This is a genomic window from Okeania sp. SIO2C2 (genome assembly GCF_010692625.1).
Lineage (GTDB): Bacteria > Cyanobacteriota > Cyanobacteriia > Cyanobacteriales > Microcoleaceae > Okeania > Okeania hirsuta.
In genome coordinates this window covers 313,789-336,092 of record NZ_JAAHGM010000003.1, presented here as the reverse complement: position 1 = coordinate 336,092, position 22,304 = coordinate 313,789, and the positions used below count along the sequence as shown (strand labels likewise).

Annotated in this window: 19 protein-coding genes; 8 read left to right on the top strand and 11 right to left on the bottom strand. The window is 39.0% G+C overall.

All coding sequences use genetic code 11. The features are described 5' to 3' along the window. Both F6K18_RS03615 and F6K18_RS03610 read left to right on the top strand, forming a co-directional pair. Positions 1–537 (top strand): sigma-70 family RNA polymerase sigma factor (locus F6K18_RS03615; protein ID WP_287518731.1); only part of this gene is annotated, 537 nt, incomplete at its 5' end. Between the two features lie 879 nt (positions 538–1,416). Beyond that, positions 1,417–1,575 (top strand): hypothetical protein, encoded by a 159-nt coding sequence (locus F6K18_RS03610; RefSeq protein ID WP_287518730.1) that lies wholly within the window; start codon positions 1,417–1,419, stop codon positions 1,573–1,575. A gap of 12 nt (positions 1,576–1,587) precedes the next feature. On the opposite strand, the gene F6K18_RS03605 is transcribed toward F6K18_RS03610, so the two are convergent. From F6K18_RS03605 to F6K18_RS03595, 3 genes are all read right to left on the bottom strand, one after another. Continuing rightward, entirely contained in the window at positions 1,588–3,375 is a 1,788-nt protein-coding gene (locus F6K18_RS03605) for a S8/S53 family peptidase (RefSeq protein WP_287518728.1), read from the bottom strand. A gap of 399 nt (positions 3,376–3,774) precedes the next feature. Then, positions 3,775–3,918: a hypothetical protein gene (locus tag F6K18_RS03600; protein WP_287518726.1), complete on the bottom strand. Its 144-nt coding sequence runs from the start codon at positions 3,916–3,918 to the stop codon at positions 3,775–3,777. Between the two features lie 957 nt (positions 3,919–4,875). Next, a complete protein-coding gene (locus F6K18_RS03595; RefSeq protein WP_287518724.1) occupies positions 4,876–7,449 on the bottom strand; it encodes a S8 family serine peptidase in 2,574 nt (857 codons plus the stop codon). Positions 7,450–8,309: 860 nt separating this feature from the next. Between F6K18_RS03595 and F6K18_RS03590 the strand changes: the two genes are divergently transcribed. Next, positions 8,310–8,837: a sigma-70 family RNA polymerase sigma factor gene (locus F6K18_RS03590; RefSeq protein ID WP_287518722.1), complete on the top strand. Its 528-nt coding sequence runs from the start codon at positions 8,310–8,312 to the stop codon at positions 8,835–8,837. A 183-nt stretch (positions 8,838–9,020) separates the two neighbouring features. On the opposite strand, the gene F6K18_RS03585 is transcribed toward F6K18_RS03590, so the two are convergent. From F6K18_RS03585 to F6K18_RS03570, 4 genes are all read right to left on the bottom strand, one after another. Then, positions 9,021–9,677 (bottom strand): tetratricopeptide repeat protein, encoded by a 657-nt coding sequence (locus F6K18_RS03585; protein ID WP_287518720.1) that lies wholly within the window; start codon positions 9,675–9,677, stop codon positions 9,021–9,023. 1,397 nt (positions 9,678–11,074) lie between these two features. After that, complete coding sequence (locus F6K18_RS03580) at positions 11,075–13,183, bottom strand: FAD-dependent oxidoreductase (RefSeq protein ID WP_287518718.1); 2,109 nt, start codon at positions 13,181–13,183, stop codon at positions 11,075–11,077. 230 nt (positions 13,184–13,413) lie between these two features. Next, on the bottom strand, positions 13,414–13,635 hold the full coding sequence (locus F6K18_RS03575; RefSeq protein WP_287518716.1) for a hypothetical protein: 222 nt from the start codon (positions 13,633–13,635) through the stop codon (positions 13,414–13,416). 111 nt (positions 13,636–13,746) lie between these two features. Then, a complete protein-coding gene (locus F6K18_RS03570) occupies positions 13,747–14,346 on the bottom strand; it encodes a pentapeptide repeat-containing protein (RefSeq protein ID WP_287518714.1) in 600 nt (199 codons plus the stop codon). 360 nt (positions 14,347–14,706) lie between these two features. Here F6K18_RS03570 and F6K18_RS03565 point away from each other — a divergent pair, with 360 nt between their 5' ends. The 3 genes from F6K18_RS03565 (at position 14,707) to purL (ending at position 18,416) form a co-directional block, all read left to right on the top strand. Next, positions 14,707–15,249: a Uma2 family endonuclease gene (locus F6K18_RS03565; RefSeq protein WP_287518712.1), complete on the top strand. Its 543-nt coding sequence runs from the start codon at positions 14,707–14,709 to the stop codon at positions 15,247–15,249. 231 nt (positions 15,250–15,480) lie between these two features. Further along, positions 15,481–16,095, top strand: coding sequence for a PEP-CTERM sorting domain-containing protein (locus tag F6K18_RS03560; protein ID WP_287518711.1), 615 nt, complete (start codon positions 15,481–15,483; stop codon positions 16,093–16,095). Beyond that, positions 16,062–18,416, top strand: a complete 2,355-nt coding sequence (gene purL / locus F6K18_RS03555) for a phosphoribosylformylglycinamidine synthase subunit PurL (RefSeq protein ID WP_287518709.1) — start codon at positions 16,062–16,064, stop codon at positions 18,414–18,416. The genes F6K18_RS03560 and purL overlap by 34 nt, the downstream gene beginning before the upstream one ends. Before the next feature lie 856 nt (positions 18,417–19,272). Here purL and F6K18_RS03550 read toward each other — a convergent pair. Further along, positions 19,273–19,701 carry a hypothetical protein gene (locus tag F6K18_RS03550; protein ID WP_287518708.1) on the bottom strand — a complete coding sequence of 143 codons (429 nt, stop codon included), beginning with the start codon at positions 19,699–19,701 and terminating at the stop codon, positions 19,273–19,275. Between the two features lie 33 nt (positions 19,702–19,734). Continuing rightward, positions 19,735–20,040 (bottom strand): hypothetical protein, encoded by a 306-nt coding sequence (locus F6K18_RS03545; RefSeq protein ID WP_287518706.1) that lies wholly within the window; start codon positions 20,038–20,040, stop codon positions 19,735–19,737. A gap of 283 nt (positions 20,041–20,323) precedes the next feature. Here F6K18_RS03545 and F6K18_RS03540 point away from each other — a divergent pair, with 283 nt between their 5' ends. Further along, on the top strand, positions 20,324–20,908 hold the full coding sequence (locus tag F6K18_RS03540) for a hypothetical protein (protein ID WP_287518705.1): 585 nt from the start codon (positions 20,324–20,326) through the stop codon (positions 20,906–20,908). A gap of 53 nt (positions 20,909–20,961) precedes the next feature. On the opposite strand, the gene F6K18_RS03535 is transcribed toward F6K18_RS03540, so the two are convergent. Together F6K18_RS03535 and F6K18_RS03530 are read right to left on the bottom strand one after the other, a co-directional pair. Further along, positions 20,962–21,159, bottom strand: coding sequence for a hypothetical protein (locus F6K18_RS03535; protein ID WP_287518703.1), 198 nt, complete (start codon positions 21,157–21,159; stop codon positions 20,962–20,964). Further along, positions 21,146–21,634: a type II toxin-antitoxin system VapC family toxin gene (locus F6K18_RS03530; RefSeq protein WP_287518701.1), complete on the bottom strand. Its 489-nt coding sequence runs from the start codon at positions 21,632–21,634 to the stop codon at positions 21,146–21,148. Before F6K18_RS03530 ends, F6K18_RS03535 begins: the two co-directional genes overlap by 14 nt. 102 nt (positions 21,635–21,736) lie before the next feature. Here F6K18_RS03530 and F6K18_RS03525 point away from each other — a divergent pair. Continuing rightward, on the top strand, positions 21,737–22,304 hold a 568-nt coding region (locus F6K18_RS03525; protein ID WP_287518699.1), incomplete at its 3' end, for a tetratricopeptide repeat protein.

The window sequence follows — 22,304 nt, the reverse complement described above, 5'->3', positions numbered from 1 at the left end:
TGGAATCAATTGATTAATTGTTCCGATCATAGAAAAATTCTGGAAAAGATTGCTCGAAAACGTACTTATAGTACCAATATTTCTTGGGAAGATGCTTTACAGATAGCTTACTTGAAGATTGTAGAAGCAATCCTAGCGGGAAAATTCTCTGGTCAAACAATTGAGGATTTTTATCGTTGGTCAGCTAAAGTAGCTAAAAATTCAATAGTTGACTGTATTGACCAAGAAAAAAAACGATATTGCATGAGTTTAGATCAATATGTATCTGACACAAATGTGCCTATACTAGAAACTTTATCTAGCAAATCGAATTTATGGGAATATTTGGAGAAAGAAGATTTAGCCCTCAAAGCAGCTCAGATTGTCCAAAATCTTGACCAATATTACCCAAAGCGAAAGTACCAAGAGCTTTGGTTAGGAAGAGTTCAGGGCAAAACTCAAACACAACTTGCTCAAGAAATGGGATTAACCCAAAGTACCATTTCTAAGCGCTGGAAAAAGCTAGAAAGTCGTTTACTTGAAGAAATGGAATTTTAAAAATTGGTGGTGGTGCATTGTATAATGGTCGTGTATTGTCATAATTTTTGTCACGAGGCACGGTAGTGGGAGCATCTGGCTCCCGTGCAGGCATTCCTTGTTGCTTGTATATTATTACTATGCAGCACTACCTAAAAATTAGTATGGCGTTGTCATTATTCCTATTCTTAACCAAGTTTTTGGCTTAATTTCTGTGAATTACAGATAGAAAAGGTTGACAATTTTTTAGTTTATATCAAATCCGGATAATTACTATACTCAAGTCATTGCGACTGGAACGGAGTGATAGGAAGCAATCTCAGGGGTTGAGGAGATTGCTTCCTATCGTCGCAATGACGACTGTTCAACCGCATTGTATATTATACCATTTTGATAAATGTTTGCTACAAATAACTAGGGGATTTTTTAGGAGTCAGGAGCCAGTCCTCAGGAGTCAGAATGAATTGCTTAAATACCACTTGTTAGGTTGGAAATCATCTTTTTTGTCAAAGGGATGTCTCCTGAAAATTATTTTTATCGCTCTTACCGAATAATTAATAATTAATAGTTAATAATTAAGAGTTAATAATTAATAATTAAGAGTTGATAGTTAATTAATTATTCATTCAACAATTCACGCCTTGAAGCCTCCCCTTGGATAGGGGATAAATCAAAAATTTTCCTTTTACTCAATCCTATCCGTTTTAAGAAGGGGTAATTATTAATTATTAGGCGTTGGTCAATCAAGGTATGAAAATAAAAATTGAACAATCTCAAATATTTGTTATTCAATAGTTTAGCAATTACCAAAAAATACAAATCATACCCTAATTTACCAACGCCTTAATTATTAATTGTTCATTGTTAATTGCTGAATATTCGTAACATTCTTTTTTTTAAATGGTATTAGATCCAAAAATAAAAAATAAAATCAATTATCGAACACAAACCGTCAATTCTTTCCCCCTACTCCCTACTCCCTCTTTTTTAGATATACCCAAAAAAGCGATCGCTTTTTTCAACTATGCGATCGCTCTCTACAAAGAGATCATTTTTTAGAGATTGGTATTATTAGATAAAGTCTCCTCCTGCTGACAAGAAAGCTAGGTAATGCCCAGAACTTTTTGTCCCAAATTTGACTCCCAAGGAGACACCTATGCCATAACGTACCAATAAATTCAAGACATCAAATCGCTCAAACCAATGATTTCCAGTCAAAGATAGACCGTTAAAGGCTTCGATTTTTCTGTTATCATCATAGATGTGAACGTTAGTAACTGTAGCATCAGCCTGAGTCAAGAATCTTACCATAACTGACTCTAATTTCAGGCGTTTACCATTCACAATGACAGGGGTAGGAATCGCATAGTGGAACCAGTTGGTAGTTCCTGGCTTCCCTTCGACCAGGGTATAGAAACCTAGCTTACGGAAAGATTTTAGTCGCTCTGGATATTCGACTTCAACGCTAGTGCCATGAGTCCAAGAGGCATGAGCTAATTTGAAAGGACCGCCAAGTAAATATTGATAGGCACTTTCACCTTGAATCATACCGTAGCCAGAATGGGAATCCCATCCTGAAGAGCAGAGATTCTTGGCTGTTTTTTGCAATGCTTCCTTAGCTTTATCCTGGGTTAGATTGGTGAAATGAGATTTTAACAACCCAATTACGCCAGCAGCAACAGGACAAGCGGCTGATGTACCATTATCGGAGCCTGTATATCCCTTAAAATGGCTAGGAGCGCAGAAATCAGGTTTTTTGGGGTCAAGTGCTGCGGGTCCTTGACTGGTGTATCCAATCCATTGTTCGAGAATATTAGCTGCACCAACTGTAATTACCTTCGGATGCCCATTAGCCCCCCAGATACTCTTGCCAGGTCCAGTGTCAGAGGCACACCTCGAACTGGGACATACTTGACCACAGTTACCTGCCGCAAAAGTAACTATAATCCCCTTGTTAATAACTTCAACGACCTTCCGGGTAAAGGGATGATTGGGATTTGTAGCATAGTCTGGTGCCCAAGCTTTTTGAAACATACCCCAACTGTTGGACAAGATTTGCGGTGTTCGGTTTTTGTTGTATTGGTCTAGTGCCCACTGATAAGCCTTAATAGCATCGGACAAAAGACCTGATATACCTCCCCTGCTCTTGAGAATCCCAATGTCATAGATTTTGGCATCAGGACACATACCAAGAGCATCTGTAGCAGTCATGCTGCCATGTCCACCAGGATCGGTTCCAGGAGGATAGCTAGAATTAGGCGACCAACCGCCAATAACAGCAGGAATCTTAGATTTATCAACACCGGTATCGCAAATGCCAATCACAATTCCTTTCCCAGTAATGCCTTTCCGCCAGAGGCGATCGCAACGCAGATACTTGGCTACATCTGCAATAGTACCTTTAGCCTTAGTAGACTGACAATCTGTTGGTGGGCATGGACTGGTAGCAGTACCAATGGAAAAAGGAGGAGTTTCTCCAGGCTCTAATTCTTCTTCTGCTCCTGGGAATGGTGGGAAGTCAAAACCATCCTTTTCTAAATTTTCTGTCTCCAAAGTCTCGATTTGACATCCGGATTCAAAATGCTCTATTTCTGCATCTGTCCATACTCCTACAACATTAGATAATGCTCGTAGTTCTTCTTCCTTATCTTCCTCTATTTCTCCCCTGATAAGAACAATTTCTTCATTGGCAATAGCCAAGCTTGCTTCTAGTTCTTCCGGAGGGCTAGATGGAACGGGTTCATAACTTTCATCTAAAACAAATCCAACTGACTGGGCAGTATCTACTCCCATTGCACCCATAACTTGCTGCATGCCAGCGCCAGCGGATACTCTTAGTTCAACAATTACTCTTTTCATATTATAGTTGAAGTTCTATTCCTGCTAAATTTTTCTGACTTGAGTTGATGCATTAAATTGTTTCATGCTTCAACTCTCTTGTTACTATTAACGGTTTCCCCGCAGAAAATATTCCCAAATTTGTCAAAAATATTGTTCTTTAATTTATGTTAACTAGGGACAGAAAAGGTTGACAATTATTTGATATGGGTATAAAAAAAGAGCGATCGCTCGTTTATAGTGTGCGATCGACCTCTAGGGAAATATCCGTTCTTTTTCGGCCTTGCTGAATTAAGGGTTAAGACTTTAGTATTGAGTCATTTATATCAATAATTAACCGCAATGTAGGGACGTTGCATGCAACGTCCCTACCAGGTTGGGTAAAGATTGTTTATTATAGTTCTTTAATAAGACATGATATTACTCAATATCAGCAATGACTACAATTTGTACCGAACCGTTGTCACGATCGTCAATATTTCCTGATGAGTCTCGAAATAAAAAATCTACATGACCTGAAACAGTGTTTCCATTGACAGAAAGACCATCAATATCTACCATCATTTTGTATATCCAACGATCTTCATCAGTAAATCCTATGTCAAATCCTTTTAAACAAGCTTCAGCTGTACAAATTTTTCCAGAAAAAGCTGCAGAATAGGGTTCACGTTGTTGTCGCCCTTTAGTGGGATCAAAATAGATGTTTATACCATTTTGATAAATGTTTGCTACAAATGACTAGGGGATTTTTGTTTGAGTTAACCCACCCCTAACCCCTCCCAAGAGGGGAATTCAGGAGTCAGGATTCGCATGGGAATGCCTTTAATATCATGTTCGGTTGAATACTTATAATATCTGTGGACCAAAGGCAGAAGGCAGAGGGCAGCTATGCTGAAGGGAAAGAGCAAGGTTAGAAGGCAGAAGGTTTATTATAACTGATTATCCGAACATAATATAATACCATGTTTTAGATCGGAAATTATCTTTTTTGTCAAAGGGAAATCTTCTGAAAAATATTTTTATCCCCCTTACTATTCGTAACATTCTTTTTTCAAATTGGTATTACTTGTCGAAATTCAATAGTCATGGTATTGATTTTCGTAATTGATAATTTTCCTAATTTGAGTTGAGGTATTTAAGTGTTTCATGCTTCAACCTTCTTGTTACTCTTAACGGTTTCGCCACAGAAAATATTCCCAAATTTCTCAAAAATATTTTTCTTTAATTTATGTTAATTAGGGACAGAAAAAGTTGACAATCTTTTAGTTTAGATATATGCAAAAAGCGATCGCATAGTCTCCATTTGAAATTATCTTCTTGGACATTTGTCAAAAAAATTAGATGCGTTTTCCCTGTGGGGAGATCCAGGGAAAACGCACTACACCTCCCCCTAATTCTCAATAAGCGCTTGATTTTTATTGAAGTATTATTCAGTTCCCGTCCGCAAGTCCCTTTCTAAATATAGCTTTCAACTAGCTTGTTACCCCGTGCTCTCGTGATCTAAACTCCAGATTCCTCAATCTAATCTGGCAGAACGACTCCTCCGTATCCCTCAACCTCAGTCATGGGTAAATCAGCAGATTCTACGTTAAAAAATGCACCTCCTAATCCTTCCTGGTCATTTGAGGTCTCACTCTCGTTTGGAAAGAAAGCTCCCCCATTCATTTCCAAATCACGATCGACTTTAGGGTCAGCTTTGGCACCATTCCCAGTTCCAATGCCGCCACCCCCTTCGAGCGGGGCTTGAGAAAAATCAACCACATCGTTCAGGGTTTCTTGCCCGAAAATCCCCCCAAACGCCTCCTGCTCAAGCGGTGAATATGAAATCTCCCCACGTCCGAGACTGATATCAGCGAAATTAGCTGCATCATCTTCAGCATTAGTAATTTCAAAATCGATTAATCGCAATCCCTGTTTTGCTAGTTCTTGCCATTTGGCTCGGAGACTCTCAAACGTAACATTAGCCCAAAGATAATGGCTATCATTCCCCGGTAAGAACACACCCGAATAACGGATTGAATTACCTACTTGATGCATATTCAAATCAACCAATCGTAATCCTTGATTGCTCCACTCCCGCCATTTAGAGACAAAGCTAGACCAGGTTGTGTTCGCCCAAAGTCCATAACCACCACGACCTGGTAGGAAGACACCTGAGTAGCGAGTTTGGTCTCCAACGCGATGAACGTGAATATCCACCAGTCTCAGTCCTTGACGGCTCAACTCTTGCCACTTGGCTTTGAAGCTATCCCAGGTCACATTAGCCCACAAACCATAAGCTCCAGAGCCAGGTAGAAACACACCAGAGTAGCGATTCTCGTTACCAACACGATGAACATGAATATCTACCAATCTCAGCCCCTGATTACTCCACTCTTGCCACTTGGCTCTGAAGCTATCCCAGGTCACATTAGCCCACAAACCATAAGCTCCAGAGCCTGGCCGAAATACACCTGAATAAAGGGTTTTACTGCCACGCCGTCTGACATGGATATCTTGAAGTCGCAACCCCTGAGCATTCCACTCTTCCCACTTATCCCGGAAACTCTGCCAAGAAGCATTTATCCACACAGCATAGCGTCCCGTGCCGGAGCGCCACACTCCAGCATAACCTCGTGGTCCTGTGTTCAACAGAGATTTATATGCGTTTATGCGTCCTTTCCCTAGCTTGCCTGCGTAGGTGGGATTGAGGCTGTCGATGTTATCGCAGTTATCCTCAATAGTCTTACGAACCTGGGCATTGGTCAGTGATGGGTTGACCGACCAGATCAGAGCTGCTAAACCAGCCACATGAGGTGCAGCCATGGAAGTACCGTTGTAGTATTGGTAATTCCCACCACCAATACTTGAACGGATGTTGACACCTGGTGCTGACACATCGACATTGTTACCATAGTTGGAAAATGATGCTTTTTTGTCACGCTGATCGGTAGCCGCAACCGCAATGACCTGGGGGTAAACCCCTGGATATTGGGGTGTGATGTCTGTATTGTTGTTAGCATTGCCAGCAGCAAAGACAACGACCACATTATTGTTGACCGCATTAACGATCGAGTTCCTCACCCCGGCATGGTTACCGCTCATCCTCCAACTACAGTTAATTACATAGCGACGATCTGGGTAAGTAGCAGCCTGGTTAGCAACATAGTTAATTGCATCGGCGCGGTTGGCGTTCATGCCGCTAGTCAGGTTTACACGTAGGGGCATAATCTGACACTCCGGTGCAACACCGATAACGCCGATGTTGTTATCAACTGCAGCCACAGTTCCTGCTACATGGGTTCCATGGGTGCTACTACCTTCATCTTCTGGTACTTTGTCATTGGCAGCAAAGTCCCAGTCCTCGACCCCTCGACGCAGAATATTTAATTTCAGATCGGGATGATCCAGATCTGCCCCTGTGTCGATCACAGCAATGATAACGGATGATTTACCACGTGTGATGTCCCATGCAGGCACAATCTTGATGTCAGCACCGGCGGTTCCAGTGGTACCATTCACTGTTTGGCCTGTATTCTTTAGTCCCCACAGTGTATTGAAGTATGGATCGTCCGGTTCATACAGGGCATCATTAAGACCAAACTCACTGGGTTCAGCAAAGGCGACAGCACTATACGCAGACATCTGCCGGATTGCCGTAAAGAGAGCGACACCCTCTGGCACGGAGACGGTGTAATAACCGTCTGTGCGCTGCTTGTAGACAACTGTGCTGCCCACTTCCTCAATGATATTTTCAGCATCTCTTGCACTAACACCTTCATTAAACTGCACCGTGTACTCATTGGGTAGGAAGTAGCGGGTCTGACCCTCACCATCAACCATGACAGGAATTGAGTTAGCAATCTGCGGATCTGCCACAAGTGCATCAGCCATCCTCTCTTGTTCATCCTTGGGAACCTGTAGCACGGCAAAACGCCGTTGAGTATTGATGCCGACTAATTTCCCGGAGGCATCAGCCGTTTCTAGATCGACCATTGATTTGTCGCCGGTCAAAGCCACTACTTCATCTGTCTTGGGTGTAAATTTGAGTTCCGTGCCACTTGATTTGTCGGTATAAAAGAAATCTGCCTCCTGTGAGTGCATACTTTTACTCATTTGAATAACTCCCTTTTTAATACATTAATGTGAAGGAACTGGTTATCAATCTGGAACAATACTGTTCTGGCAAGTAAGAACTTAGTGTCCATTTAACTAATTTTCTCAACTTGTTCGTTTTCCAGACTGGGTTGAGACATTTAAGTGTTTCATGCTTCAACCCTCTTGTTACTATTAACGGTTTCGCCGCAGAAAATATTCCAAAATTTGTCAAAAATATTTTTATTACAAGGTCTAGATATAGTTAAAATCTTTGCTAAACAAAAGTTATAGGGTTTTTCCGGTTAGTGAGGTAAACTTTTCTTCCTATTCCCTATTCCCTGTTGCCAGATGAGCTGTTGCCTAAAACAAACGAATTTTGTACCTTATTCAGAGATGGGAATTGCTATATACCATTTGGAAAAAAGATGATTACGGTAGGAGTTTGGTAATCATACCACTACAGGTAGTAGGTAAGTTTTAGATGGCGAGCATACCGAATCCAGTTTTCCAAATTCTATTAATTATTTGGTAGTGCATTAGTAAAGTGTGGGATAACGAATCAAGTAGTTCCAGTTCCAAGAAGCGATGTAGCTATGCTAGGTTTCGATATGCATGAACATTGGCATTATGAATCAAATTATGTATTTTTTTGCACGTCCATAACAGCAGCAGAATTTCTTGTGCCAATTCATGCACATTATCCCTATTCATCCAGGAATTAACTAATAATAAGAATAGAGTTGTCGCTAAATAGATGGAAAAAATCGCTCAAATTAAGACACAGTAGTAATTCCAGACGTTTTGAGCTTGAAATTGCTAAAATCCTTACATGATAAGGGTTTAGCAGTTTTTTATAGTTATAAAGCGACTGGAATCAATTGATTAATTGTTCCGATCATAGAAAAATTCTGGAAAAGATTGCTCGAAAACGTACTTATAGTACCAATATTTCTTGGGAAGATGCTTTACAGATAGCTTACTTGAAGATTGTAGAAGCAATCCTAGCGGGAAAATTCTCTGGTCAAACAATTGAGGATTTTTATCGTTGGTCAGCTAAAGTAGCTAAAAATTCAATAGTTGACTGTATTGACCAAGAAAAAAAACGATATTGCATGAGTTTAGATCAATATGTATCTGACACAAATGTGCCTATACTAGAAACTTTATCTAGCAAATCGAATTTATGGGAATATTTGGAGAAAGAAGATTTAGCCCTCAAAGCAGCTCAGATTGTCCAAAATCTTGACCAATATTACCCAAAGCGAAAGTACCAAGAGCTTTGGTTAGGAAAAGTTCAGGGTAAAACTCAAACACAACTTGCTCCAGAAATGGGATTAACCCAAAGTACCATTTCTAAGCGCTGGAAAGAGCTAGAAAGTCGTTTACTTGAAGAGATGGGATTTTAAAAATGAGTAGGGCGTTGTCATTATTCCTACTATTAACCATATTTTTGGGTGAATTTGTGTTAATTAGGGACAGAAAAAATTGACTTTTTTTTGTTTAGATATAAGAACAAAGCGACCGCTTGTCTAAAGTATGCGATCGCCCTCTCCAAAAAATATCAATTAATAATTTTTTTAGGAATACAATTAACTAGAAATTAATGATTGAAATCGTGGCTCATAACTAATGTTTTCGCAATCTGGGTCTTCTTGTACCCAGTCTTTTACTTCTGGTTCTAAATTAATAGCTTGTTCTAAATTTTCAAGAGCCTGGTCAATCTTATTTTGTAAAGCATAACAGCAAACTTTGTTGTATAAAAGCCACCCATCATCTGGGATACATTCAATCGCTTTATCAAAGCAAATCATCGCTTCATCATATTTGTCAAAATTTATCAAAGCCCATCCTTTATCTTCCCAAACAGGTGCTAAATCATCTCTATCTCTCAAAGCTTTACCTTCTTGCACAGATTTATCGTACCATTCAAGAGCTTGATTATGACATTCAATTGCTCCTTCATATCTTTCTAAAGCACTGAGAGTTAATCCTTTATTTCTTAATCCTGTATAAGTATCAAAAGAATCCTCTGGTTGTTCCAATGCTTGTTCATACATAGCCAGAGCTTCTTCATATCTTTCTAAACCTAAAAGGGCACTACCTCTAGTATTAATTGGAATAAATTGATTAAAGTAGTCTGGCTCTAGTTCAAATGCTTTGTCTAAAGCAGCAAGTCCTTCCTCAAAATTGCCATCTTCTGTTTCTTCTAGACCTTTTTGTAGTAACTCTTCAGCTTCATTGGACATATGGATTCAGCCTCTATAAATAAAACAGATTTTTCCAGCAGCTTCTCACAAATAAAGACATGATTATTTGTCCTGTAATTATTCTTAATATTTTCTTGAATTCAAAAATAATGAAAACAGAAAATACAATGAAATTCACAATAATTTGTATTGACAAATCTGTTTCAATAAATTTTATGTAAATTGTTTGTAGTTATCAGCAAATAGAATAGGACTACCCTTTATCATTGCAAATCTCGGTTAACCAGTACTAACTAAACAAATTGCTCGTGAGTAATTTTGAGGTTAATTTCTTTCAGAATATTCACTGCTATTGTCTGAATTAAATTAGTTTTTACCATAATTTATTACCCTTGCTGAAGATCACGATAGAGTGTTTTATCCAATTCTAGAACAGTTAATTTTTTTCTCTTATATTCTACCAAAGTGGAAAAAATATTGCTATATTAAATTTTTTAGTAGGTATTTGATTTTTATGAAATGGTAAAGAAACCGGGTTGGTCTGATAAAATTTAGGTATTGTAGAATATACAGCGGATTCGGTGATATTATGATATCGTATCCGACTGAATACTTATAACCCACATTCCGCACTTCAAAATGTAGTATAAAAAATCAGGAGTCAGGAGCACTGAGTCAGGAATCAGGAGAAAAAAAGGCGTTGCTGAGTGGTAATGATTTTGAGATTAACTTTGGGCGCAAAACATCAGTTTTTCAATTTTACCTTCAGCTAATAGACATCTCCAAGAATCAAAAATCAATATCTATATCCCAAAGAAATTATCAATTCTTTCCCCTCCACGGTCGGGGTTAGGGGTGGGTTCCCTACAGCAAAGCTGCCTACTCCCTACTCCCTATGCGTGGAGTAGATGTCTAATTATCATTATATTTAAGCAACGCCGAAAAAAATAGTGGTTAATAGGAGTAAAGAATTAAGTATTTATATTTAATATTTTCCTGATAATTTGGCTTTGAGAAAGGTCAATGAATACGATCTATATAGTATAAATACTGATCGATCCTCTGACTTTTAATGTTACAAGTTGACGTGCGGAATGCGAGTTATAAATAAACAACGGAGGAGTCAGGAAGACCGAGTCAGCAGGGAAGAAATGAAGAAGGAAAAAGGAGGAAGTTTTTTTCATCACTAATTATCCGGACATGATATGAGGTACAAATATTAACGATAAAGTGTGGGGTCTTGCCCGCCACAGATTTACCTCACTGATATGAAACATTAGACCTCTCCAAAAATAACAATTTTAGAACGGTGGCGTAAGGGTTTGAGAACCTTTTCTGGAGAGGTCTATTATGAAACATACTGTATAGTAATGGCGACTGCTATATCATACAAACCCGGTTTCTAGTAGAAGTTATATTACTAACTACAAAAATATTTAATCAATGCCATATTGCGATCGTAATACCATATACAAAATTCGAGATAACTCTCGTCGTTTCAAAGGTTGAGCATCCAAAGGTGTACCGGAAGACCCAAATAACTGAAACACATCAAAATCTCCACTTTTACCAACAATAAACGCTAACTGCTCCCGCGTACATTGTAAATTTGGGGCAAAATATCCATTACCCACCCCGGAAACAATACCCTTTGCTGCCATAGTTTCAATGGCACGATAGGCAAAATGCTCCTTCGGTACATCTAGAAAAGTGGGAAACTCAGGATTAAGCATTTCAAAACCCATCACATTTACCACTGCCACTGAAACAACTGCTCGGTTGACTGTTCCCTCTGGTAGAAAATATAAATGATTGTAATTCTCAGTCCGTACAATACCTGCCACAGCGAGAATTTGTATCGCCTCAAAGTCTGGGTCATCATGGGCAATATCGTTATACCAAAATAGGGGAATTTGATTACGAGTTAATAAACCCTGAAATTTATAAATCAGTCGTTTATTTGTAGCAATAGTACGAACATCCACCCCCTCATTTAGAGCAAAAGCAGCTAAATGACCGCCTGCTTCACCGATCGCCCATTCAACGGCGTGCATCCGATATACAGAATTAGTCAAATGAGTCGTGCCAATACTTTTTGCCGACAGAATGAGGTTATCTGTATTGATCGGCACCATTGCTTTTAACGCAATAGTAAAAGGCAAACATTTCATCTCATCTTTACTGTTGAAAATAAGGTGGTTGGGGTTATCGGTGGGATGAATATCAAACAAAGCATAATGACCGATACCAACGCTGTCCTCAAAACAATGTCCCCGTGCTTGCTCGCCATAATATTGTTGGGCAGTATCTCGGTAAACAATAGTTGTTAATGCTATCCCTCTTCTTGCTTCGCGGATATAGGGTTCCAGAGCAATACCATCATTAGTCCAAGTCAAGTCTCCCCGTGGTTTTAATTCCCCTACCTTACCTATTAATATCCAATTGTTGGTTTTTAATGTTTGCGACTGGAGGTAATATATATAAGCTTGAGTATATTCCCGTGCTTGCTGAATATGTTTTTGGCGTTCGTGCCAACGTTGCGGAGCAATATCGCTCCGACTCACCCCAGTCAACAGACCCACTTTATAATCATTGGACTCATAATTCAGGATGGTCACATCACCATTACTCGTAGTTGGGATATACCCATCCTTGAGACGTTTTATGCGTCGATAAGTAAAAATTGCAAACCGCTCAAAAAATGTTCGTCCTTGAAAAGTGCTGGTAAATTTATCCGTTTGCAACCAAGGTTTCACCCCATAACCTTCTGGTTTACCGATGGGAACACCTGCTCCCTCAGCAGTTTTTTCCACAGCAGCACAAAAAGTGATTGACTGTTGACATTCGGGAAAAGGTTGTTGGGGAAGAAGTGCTTCACCCGTGTCGTTTTGTGATTCTTGTCCGACTCGCGACTCAATATTTCCCAATTCTAGTAAGTCGCCTAAGTCTGTCGCTTCAATAGTAATTTGAGCATTGACGGTGAAGCGTTGATTATTCTGCACATCCTGAAATACAACACCCGTTACCTGTCGCCGTTCATTGGGAGATTCACTAAACAAAATTTCTACAGGTTCGGCAAAAGGAATGAGGGTTAATTTGCCATTGCTGAGAAAATCTTCGATCGCTTCGTTAAGTGCTTGTGCCATAACTACAGTTGTCGTGGCAAAATTACTTACCCAACCCCCACCAGGATTATCAATTTTCTTACCATTAACTGGTTGGAGTTCCCGACTACGTTCGCGGAACTGCCATTGAGTCTTGGAAAAGGCATATTTGTCTCGGTCTACTTTATCTTCATATATTTCCCCTGGATTAAATTTTTTGTCTAGTTGAGGGTCATCGGAAGCAGGTAATGCTTGGGTAGTAAATTGTCCGCCTAATATTTGTTTTGGTTGCACCAGGCAAACATTAGCACCCGCTTTTAATGCACCCAGGGTAGCTGAATATGCTGCAGTGGAACCACCCACTATTAATATGGGAAATGAGAAAATTTGACCGTCGGTGGGTCTGGTAAAAAAGCGATCGTCTAATATACTGTTGCTCATGGTTATTTTGGATGTGGAACTTTATAGCAAAAAGGCTGATTATTAGTATTTCCTTGTTTCAGCTTGTTAAGGTATATCCTAACCCACTTGGTATCTTCGCACGAGTTATGTGCTTTGGGTTGTAGGATTCAGGATTCAGGAGGACCGAGTCAGGATTCATAATATCAAAAGATTTTGATTGTTCTTAAATATCTATCAAAATCATTCCTGATTGCTATAGTTATCTAACTTTATTTCTGATAAGAAGTTACATAAGTAGTTAACCAAGTCCCTGGAGCAAAAGCCATATTAATTGTTGCTCCTTCATCTTTATGCTGAATGAATAATAAAACACCATCTTTTACCTGTGCTTCATCTGCCTGAACGTATTGTTCTCCTGTTTCTGCTATCTCTTTAGTTACCCGAACATACCAATAGTAACGACCGTAATTTATCGGTTCATTATTACTCACTTAATTTTACTCCTTTTTTACTCTACTTGACTTGCCGGATTATAAATCTCTATGATTATTCTGTCAAGCCAAGTTAATATTATATAAATAATTGATTTTTTCACTATTTTTCTAGTTACTAAAAAACTTGAAAAAATTAGAATCTTCAATAATTGCTTCATCAAAAATAGCATTAATTAAATTTGCATCCTCAAAAGATGTTTTTGATAACTTCTCCAACTTTACAACAACTTGAAAAAACAAAATTATCGCCAATCCAAAAATCATTCCAGAACCCAAAAATAATAACAATGCCTTGAGTATATTTCCAGTCAAAAAAGAGATAATACCACTCGAACCAATAACTGCTGCAGTACCGGTTAAAATCGCAGCAATAATCTCATTCTCAGCATTAGTAATAGCAACTGCTACAGCACCAGTGGCAATTAAAGCAGCAACCCCTGCCATTCCATCAGCAACAAAACTCGCAAAAGTACTAGCAATAGTAACAGCGATCGCTGCTCCAGCACAACGGGCGATCAAAGTTCTAATCTTGCTCCTACTTTGTCCAATTATTGCACCTCGAAAGTTTGCCTCTGTCAGAATAGCACCCTGAAAATTGCAACCTCTCAAGTCAGAACCGCTAAAATTAGCCCCTGTTAGGTCTTGACTTTGAAAATCACGATGTCGTAGGTCTTGGTGAGAAAAATCTAAAGGTAATAGTTGATTCATAGTATTTTCAAAAAGGAATTAAGTAGAGGTAATAGACATCTCCGATTATTAGCTAGTATTTATATTTTAATATGCTAGGTTATTATTATATCCTGAAAAGCCATAAATCTAAACCTCAACTTAGATAATGCTACAATATAATTTTTATTAAAAAAAAGTTAAAAATACGTTGAGTAAAGATGACTGGACTATTTCGATACAGATAAGGAGGTAATGATTCAATGGCTAAATTAGAACATTTCTTTCCCTTCTGCCTTCTGTCTTCTGCCTTTCTTTTTCCTAAGTATAACTATTCAACCGGACATGATATAAGCCCTGTAAAATATTAAATAGCAATCTCAAATTATTCATAAACGCACCATGATTACTTTAGCTAAATGGTCAATACAAGACTATCATCAGATGATTTCTGCGGGTATTCTGAGCAATCGCCATGTAGAATTATTAGAAGGAGAAATTATTGAAATGTCGCCAGAAAAATCTTTGCATCGGAAAATAACTGATTCTATTGCTGAATATTTGCGAGAAAAGTTTCGAGGTCTGGCAAAAATCTATGAAGCACATCCAGTTACTCTTCCTAATTCAGAACCGGAACCAGATATTGCTGTTGTTAAAATGCCAGCATATTTATATGATACTCGTCATCCCTATTCTGAAGAAATTTATTTGTTAATAGAAGTTTCTGATACAACTTTAGAAAAAAATTTAGAAAAAAAACGATTTGTTTATGCCCGTGCTGGCATTTTAGAATATTGGGTTGTGGATGTAGTAAATGAACAACTCATCGTATTTCAAGAACCATCAAAAGATGATTATCAAGTCCAAAAAAACTACAGTCAAGGAACTATTTTTACACTTGTTTTTCCCGAACTTGAAATATTAGTAGAAAAGTTATTGAAATAGAGAGTAAGGGAGTAGGGGAAATTGAAGTATAGTTATAAACATATACTATATAACCGGATTCTATATAAATGGCGTGAGATTCAAGGAAAAGCGACTTATCCTTATTGATAGGAGAAGATGCTCAAGAATGGTTTTTCGAACTCGTCAGATGATTGGAAAGTGCGGAATACTTGACTGATTGCAGGAAGTAGGGTATATTTAGGTTTTAAATTTAAAATAGTTATTTTTTTTATGAACAATCTAACTCTACTATCTGCCACAGTCCTCACTGCTACATCTGCATTGGTTTTTGGGAAAATACAAGCTGCCTCTGCTTTAATTTGGAACTGGAATTATTCCTCTCCTGGCATAGAGGCAAGTGGAAATTTGACTACTAATGACACTCCTGACGATTTTGGTTTTTACCTAATTACTGGAATTACTGGTACACGAAATGATGAAACAATTATTGGTTTACAACCTACGGGAACTTCAGTACCAGGAAACGAACCTTTTATACTTGACAATATAATTAGTCTTAATCCTGATCAATTAACAAGTTCTGGCTTTGGGTATTTCACATCGGAAGGAAACTTTGTTAATATGTTTTTTGCTGATTTTTTACAGCCTCCAGGTTATTTTGAGATTTTTTCTGCGCCACCATTTATCCCAGGTTTTGAAAATTTTGGGCCAGAAGATAGTGAATTGCCCGTTAGTTTTTCTGCCACTCCAATCGTGGTCTTTGAACCAACCTCTACCTTAAGCTTTCTAGCTCTTGGTACTCTCGGAGCAATTTCAACCCTCAAACGCAAACAAAATAAAAGAAACAATATATGTCACAAACTCCCTTTTCTCCAGAAGAAATAGCATCCGAAGGCATCAAACCAGAAGAATATCAAGAAATTCTCAACCGCCTTAGTCGCCATCCCAATAAAGCAGAACTGGGAATGTTCGGTGTAATGTGGTCGGAACACTGTTGCTACAAAAACTCCCGCCCTCTCCTCAAACAATTTCCCACCACAGGCAAACGCATTCTCGTCGGCCCCGGAGAAAACGCCGGAGTCGTAGACTTAGACAATGGACTTCAACTCGCCTTCAAAATAGAATCCCACAACCACCCATCCGCCGTCGAACCATTTCAAGGGGCAGCAACAGGAGTCGGTGGCATTCTCCGAGATATATTTACAATGGGTGCGCGCCCGATCGCTGTACTTAACTCCCTACGTTTCGGTTCCCTAGAAGATGCCAAAACTAGACGCATTTTTACTGGAGTAATTTCCGGCATTTCTCACTACGGAAACTGTTTCGGAGTACCTACAGTTGGTGGAGAAATTTACTTTGACCGTGCTTATACTGGCAACCCCTTAGTCAATGTCATGGCATTAGGTTTAATGGAAACTCCCGAAATTGTTAAATCTGGTGCATCCGGTATTGGCAACCCAGTCTTATATGTCGGTTCCACTACAGGTAGAGACGGTATGGGTGGAGCAAGTTTTGCCAGTGCCGAACTCAGCGATAAATCAATTGACGATCGCCCTGCTGTACAAGTAGGGGACCCATTCTTAGAAAAATGCTTGGTCGAAGCTTGTCTAGAAGCATTCAAAACAGGAGCAGTAGTGGCAGCTCAAGATATGGGTGCTGCTGGTATTACCTGCTCTACTTCGGAAATGGCAACAAATGGTGGTGTGGGTATTGAGTTTGACCTTGACAAAGTGCCAGTGCGAGAAACTGGGATGGTACCTTATGAATATTTGCTTTCAGAATCTCAAGAACGGATGTTATTTGTTGCTGAGAAAGGTCGCGAACAGGAATTAATTGATATTTTTGAACGTTGGCAACTTCATGCTGTGGTTGCAGGTACAGTTATTGAGGAACCTATTGTACGAATTTTATTTGAGGGGAAAATAGCAGCAGAAATACCTGCTACTGCTTTGGCAGATAATACTCCTATTTATCAACGGGAGTTATTGACTGATGCACCGGAATATGCTAAAAAAGCTTGGTCATGGAATTCGGCATCTTTGCCATCATGTACGCAAGCAGGTATTGAAGTGCAAGGAAATTGGCAAACCTGGAATGATATTCTTCTGACTTTATTAGATACTCCTACCATTGCTTCTAAACATTGGGTGTATCAGCAATATGACCATCAAGTGCAGAATAATACTGTTATGCTTCCTGGTGGTAGTGATGCTGCTGTCATTCGGTTACGTCCGCAAATTTCCACGGACAACCCACCATTAAATTCTGGTGTTGCTGCGACTGTAGACTGCAATTCTCGTTTAGTTTATCTCGATCCATATACGGGGGCAAAGGCGGTAGTAGCAGAAGCTGCTCGGAATCTCAGTTGTGTAGGTGCCGAACCTGTGGCAGTTACGGATAACCTCAATTTTGGTAGTCCGGAAAAACCAGTGGGATATTGGCAACTTGCGGAGAGTTGTCGCGGTATTGCTGAAGGTTGTCGGGAGTTCGGAACTCCTGTTACTGGTGGGAATGTGTCTTTGTATAATGAAACTCTGGATAGTGAGGGTCATCCCCAGGGGATATATCCGACTCCAGTGGTGGGAATGGTGGGTTTAATTCCCGATATTAGTCGTATTTGTGGGCAAGGTTGGCAACTTGAGGGAGATATTATCTATTTAATTGGAAATTTAGGAGTTGCGTCTTTAGCTGCTTCAGAATATTTGGCAACTGTTTATGGTGTGGTTGCTGGGAAACCTAGTGAGGTAGATTTTGATTTGGAGCGTCGGGTACAGGGAGTTTGTCGTTATGGTATCCGTGAAGGTTGGGTAAATTCTGCCCATGACTGTGCTGAGGGTGGTTTAGCGATCGCTCTGGCAGAATGTTGTATTAGTGGGAAGTTGGGAGCTGAGGTTAATTTGGAATTAGCTGAAAAGTCAGATTTTCGGTGGGATGAGTTTTTGTTTGGAGAGGGTGGTTGCCGAATTTTGGTTTCTATTGCGCCAGAAAATCAGAAAATTTGGGAGTCATATCTCCAGGAAAATTTGACTAATTTTTGGCAAAAAGTTGGTCTGGTGGGTAATGCTGAAAGTGGTTTCAAAATTTTAGTTGATGAGGGTGTGTCTTTGATTAATTTAGAGATGGGGAAAATGAGCGATCGCTTTAACAATGCTATTGAAAGGCGGTTGAATAGCAGGGAACAGGGAACAGGGAACAGGGAACAGTAGGAACAACATTACCTAGTCTAAGATTCATTTCCAGCAATAGCAGGGAACAGGGAACAGGGAACAGTAGGAACAACATTGCCTAGTCTAAGATTCACAGGACTTAGGCAAAGAAACCCGGTTTCTAGGATAAATCGTTGTTTTGAGCAATAGACATCTATGAGAAACCGGGTTTCTGGGTTCGCCTGCGTAAGTCCTGATTCATTTTCAGCATAAGTCCTAACCTATCTTTCTATTGCTATAGGTGGTAGGTTGTAGATGAAACAAGTTTACCTACAACCATTTTCGGTAGTTCTGTATAGTAATGGTATATGTAGATGAACAATGCCTAGTGTGGGCAGGATGACCACGAGGGAGCAAGATGCTCCCACTATGGCGTTGCATAAATGCGGGATGATTTCAAAGCCTGATGGGGAAAAAGTTATGGGCAGTTCTACTTCTTTGGGTGAAAAGTCAACTTTTAATCATAAATTAAAAGCCTCCATCCCCGTGTCCCCGTGTCTCCGTGTCTCCGCGTCCCCGCGTCCCCCTGTCCCCGTGTCCCCGCGTCCCCGTGTCCCCGCGTCCGTGTCTATCGAGAATGAAACAGCTCTGCCACACTTAAGGTGCTGCTTCGGGGCTGAGAATAACAATATATTCCCCGCGATCGCTCTGCTGAATAACGACAACAGGAGGGCGAGCGTTTGATGGTGCATTTTTTGGCAGAGAAGGGAATATGTAATAGAGTTGTCGCTAAATAGATAGAAAAAATCGCTCAAATTAAGACACAGTAGTAATTCCATACGTTTTGCACTGGAAATTGCTAAAATCCTTACATGATAAGGGTTTAGCAGTTTTTTATAGTTATAAAGCGACAAGTCTAATATTGACCATCTCTATCTATCAGCAGTCGCCACACAACTTGCGGATAATTAGGGTCAGTTTTGTTATTATAATCCTGTTGTAGTAACTCTTTATATAATTCTAAATCTCCAATAACACGAAAACTGCCAACATTAGGATCGTCTCCAGTATCGTCAACTTTTCTGCCTAATGGTAGTCGATTTTCTGGTGTTATTAAAGTCACTACTGGAAGAAATGATGTTTCGTTGCGTGAGTCTCGAATAGCATCAATTTTTCCCTGACTTTGACCAAGGAAAAATAAGGCTGTTAATAACCAGGTGACTATGACAATTTCATTAATTAAAACTTTGTCATATTTTTGATGATTAACTGCTTGAAAATTGGGAAATGAAAGGAGGGTACGATTAATTCTATGGTGTTTGGTTTTTAAAGTTTTTCGTAACAACCAAGAAATTATTTGATTAATAATATTTGCTAATTATTGAGTGAAAAATTGAATTATTTTGAAACTAATTATGATGATGATAAAAGTAGCGATAGCTATCCAAATAGTGCGCCAAATAGTAGAAATATCTCCACTGGATATGTGGCCGAAAAATACCTGTATTGGCACAATTAAAAATGATTCAAAAGGTAAATCTAGAGTAGTTACTTCCAGTTGAAAATAAGCCAAATAAGCCCAACGATAAATCCAACCTGTAAAATATAAACCAATCCCTAATAAACTTAATAAACCCGCAATTCTTCCCAACATCTTGTATAAGTTATGATTTGACTGAAGCAAATTACATTATCTATAAATATAGCAATTATTCCTAGCCTTTCTAAGTAGAGTCATTATTCCTAAGCCCCTCTTTCTAAGTGGAGTCATTATTTATAAGCTACCCTTTCTAAGGGGGGTTTGAGGGGATTATACTATGGGTAAGTACTAATAGTATTAAAGTTTTCAGTCCATAAAATCTTACTTTTTACAACTGATAAATGATATTAGTAGAGGCTATTTTCAGAAAAATTAACTCTTCTTGTGAAGAAATAATAGTAGATAATATTTCTATCTGATATCCACAATGAACATAACTAAAATCATAATTATTTTTCTAGTGGCCTATCTTACAGTAGTGATAGGAGACATGAAACAAGCTATTAGCAATTCTAGCCCTATTCTAGAAGCTCAAGCCCAATCACAACCACAACCTATTCCCATGTCATTACCTGTTAGGGCAAGGGTGATACTAAAAGATGGCGACAGTAGATCCGGTAAGCTGACAGAAATAAACTCTCAACACCTGACTATTACAAGAGACGGAAGTAATGGCAAAGAAGCGATCGCTAATATTACCCGGATTGAGTTTGATGGGGATATTTGGTGGCCAACTTCTACTGGATATATTGTTATTCGTGGGAATGAGGTGGAGATGAAGGGTAAACCCCGACGTTTTCAGGTACAAATGGATGGGTTGGAATGGGAGAATACAGAGAAAGGTATTGCTAAGATTAAACCTGAAGCTGTGATCGGAGTAGATGAGAGAAAGGGTATACCTAGACCTTTTAGAAAAGTTATTAAGAGTCGTTATATTGTCAGTGAAATTGAGTTTCAACCGGAGCAACAAATTTTAATTATTACTGCTACTTCTCACTCAAGAGAAGAATAACTTTGTAGGTTGGGTTCAGTGTATCTCGCAACCCAACAACGTTAATTTTTTTCCTAGGAATTGACAGAGGGATTTGATATTTTTCTTTTTTTCAAAGGAGTTTTAATGATTTTCCCTTTCCACTCTTTTTCAAATTGCTTTTGTCTTTCCAGACAATCAGCGAATATTAATTTCGGATCGTAGTTAAAAGCTTTGGCGTGTTCTTCTCGAATTTTGTAAATTTCTTCTAAAATTTCATCAGGTAACATCATAGTTTTTTCCTGCTAATTGATAGGGTGTACAAAGTATTGGTAATTGATAGCCGAAGTTAGTGCTAATTTCAGATAGTTTTCTCTGGATGTCAGGGTTGGCAATATGACGACAATTCCATGTTGAAAAATACTCTAAATCATAAACAGTTGCTAGGGCAATATGCAATGTATCATCACTAGCTTTAAGGGGAAGATTGGTTTGTTGGAGAAACTGTTCGGCTAAGTTTGTAACAGTTTCATTGGCAAAGAGAAAGGGAAGGTTTGTAATAACCTCTATTCTCTTTTGAGCCATTTCTGGATCGTCTTTAGCTATCTCATTTAGGACTACTTCAGAGACATATATTTCAAAATTACTTCGGCGAGTTTCCCACCATTCTCTGGTTACTGCAATATTAGCAGCAACAATTAGATTTTGGCTTGCTCTGGCGGTTAAATAGCCAATAACACTTGTTTCCAAATATAAAGTTTTACTCATGGCTATTTATTTATTTTTGTTCAAATTTACTTTGCTCAAATTTGTTTATTAGATTAACACAATTATATTTTATTCGATTATTTATTTCAGGAAAATAAGACTATGAAACGAATTATTATTACCTCTCTAATAGGAATAACAACCCTGACTACAACTCCCCTAGTACTGCCACTATTACCACAACAGAGTTACGCTCAAACTTCCAACTCTCAGATACAACAGTTAGAGCAACTGCTAAAAACTGCATTGCAACAAAACAGGCAATACCAATATCAGGAAGCTATAGAAACCCTTCAACAAGCTTTAGCTATTGCCAGAAAAATAAAAGACCGAGAAAAGGAGGCAGTAGCAAATCTTGGTCTTGGTTGGAACTACAGTAGTATAGGCAAACCACAAGAAGCATTAAACTTTTACAACGAAGCTTTGATGATTTATCGGGAAGTGGGCGATCGTTTAGGAGAAGCTACTACTCTCAATAATATTGGTGAACTTTACCGCAATATAGGTCAACCACAAAAGGCATTAGAATACTACGAGCAAGCTTTACCCGTCATGCAAGAAGTGGGTAATCGCTCAGGAGAAGCTTATGCTCTCAATAATATTGGTCTAGTTTACCACAGTACAAGTCAACCTCAAAAAGCATTGGAATACTACGAGCAAGCTTTACCCG

Excerpts from the sequence above, each read along its gene's own strand:
- F6K18_RS03560 (WP_287518711.1), top strand. The coding sequence starts at position 15,481 with ATGAACAATCTAACTCTACTATCTGCCACAGTCCTCACTGCTACATCT.
- F6K18_RS03605 (WP_287518728.1), bottom strand. The coding sequence starts at position 3,375 with ATGAAAAGAGTAATTGTTGAACTAAGAGTATCCGCTGGCGCTGGCATG.
- F6K18_RS03580 (WP_287518718.1), bottom strand. The coding sequence starts at position 13,183 with ATGAGCAACAGTATATTAGACGATCGCTTTTTTACCAGACCCACCGAC.
- F6K18_RS03570 (WP_287518714.1), bottom strand. The coding sequence starts at position 14,346 with ATGAATCAACTATTACCTTTAGATTTTTCTCACCAAGACCTACGACAT.
- F6K18_RS03565 (WP_287518712.1), top strand. The coding sequence starts at position 14,707 with ATGATTACTTTAGCTAAATGGTCAATACAAGACTATCATCAGATGATT.
- F6K18_RS03540 (WP_287518705.1), top strand. The coding sequence starts at position 20,324 with ATGAACATAACTAAAATCATAATTATTTTTCTAGTGGCCTATCTTACA.
- F6K18_RS03595 (WP_287518724.1), bottom strand. The coding sequence starts at position 7,449 with ATGAGTAAAAGTATGCACTCACAGGAGGCAGATTTCTTTTATACCGAC.
- purL (WP_287518709.1), top strand. The coding sequence starts at position 16,062 with ATGTCACAAACTCCCTTTTCTCCAGAAGAAATAGCATCCGAAGGCATC.
- F6K18_RS03535 (WP_287518703.1), bottom strand. The coding sequence starts at position 21,159 with ATGATGTTACCTGATGAAATTTTAGAAGAAATTTACAAAATTCGAGAA.
- F6K18_RS03585 (WP_287518720.1), bottom strand. The coding sequence starts at position 9,677 with ATGTCCAATGAAGCTGAAGAGTTACTACAAAAAGGTCTAGAAGAAACA.
- F6K18_RS03530 (WP_287518701.1), bottom strand. The coding sequence starts at position 21,634 with ATGAGTAAAACTTTATATTTGGAAACAAGTGTTATTGGCTATTTAACC.
- F6K18_RS03600 (WP_287518726.1), bottom strand. The coding sequence starts at position 3,918 with ATGATGGTAGATATTGATGGTCTTTCTGTCAATGGAAACACTGTTTCA.
- F6K18_RS03610 (WP_287518730.1), top strand. The coding sequence starts at position 1,417 with ATGGTATTAGATCCAAAAATAAAAAATAAAATCAATTATCGAACACAA.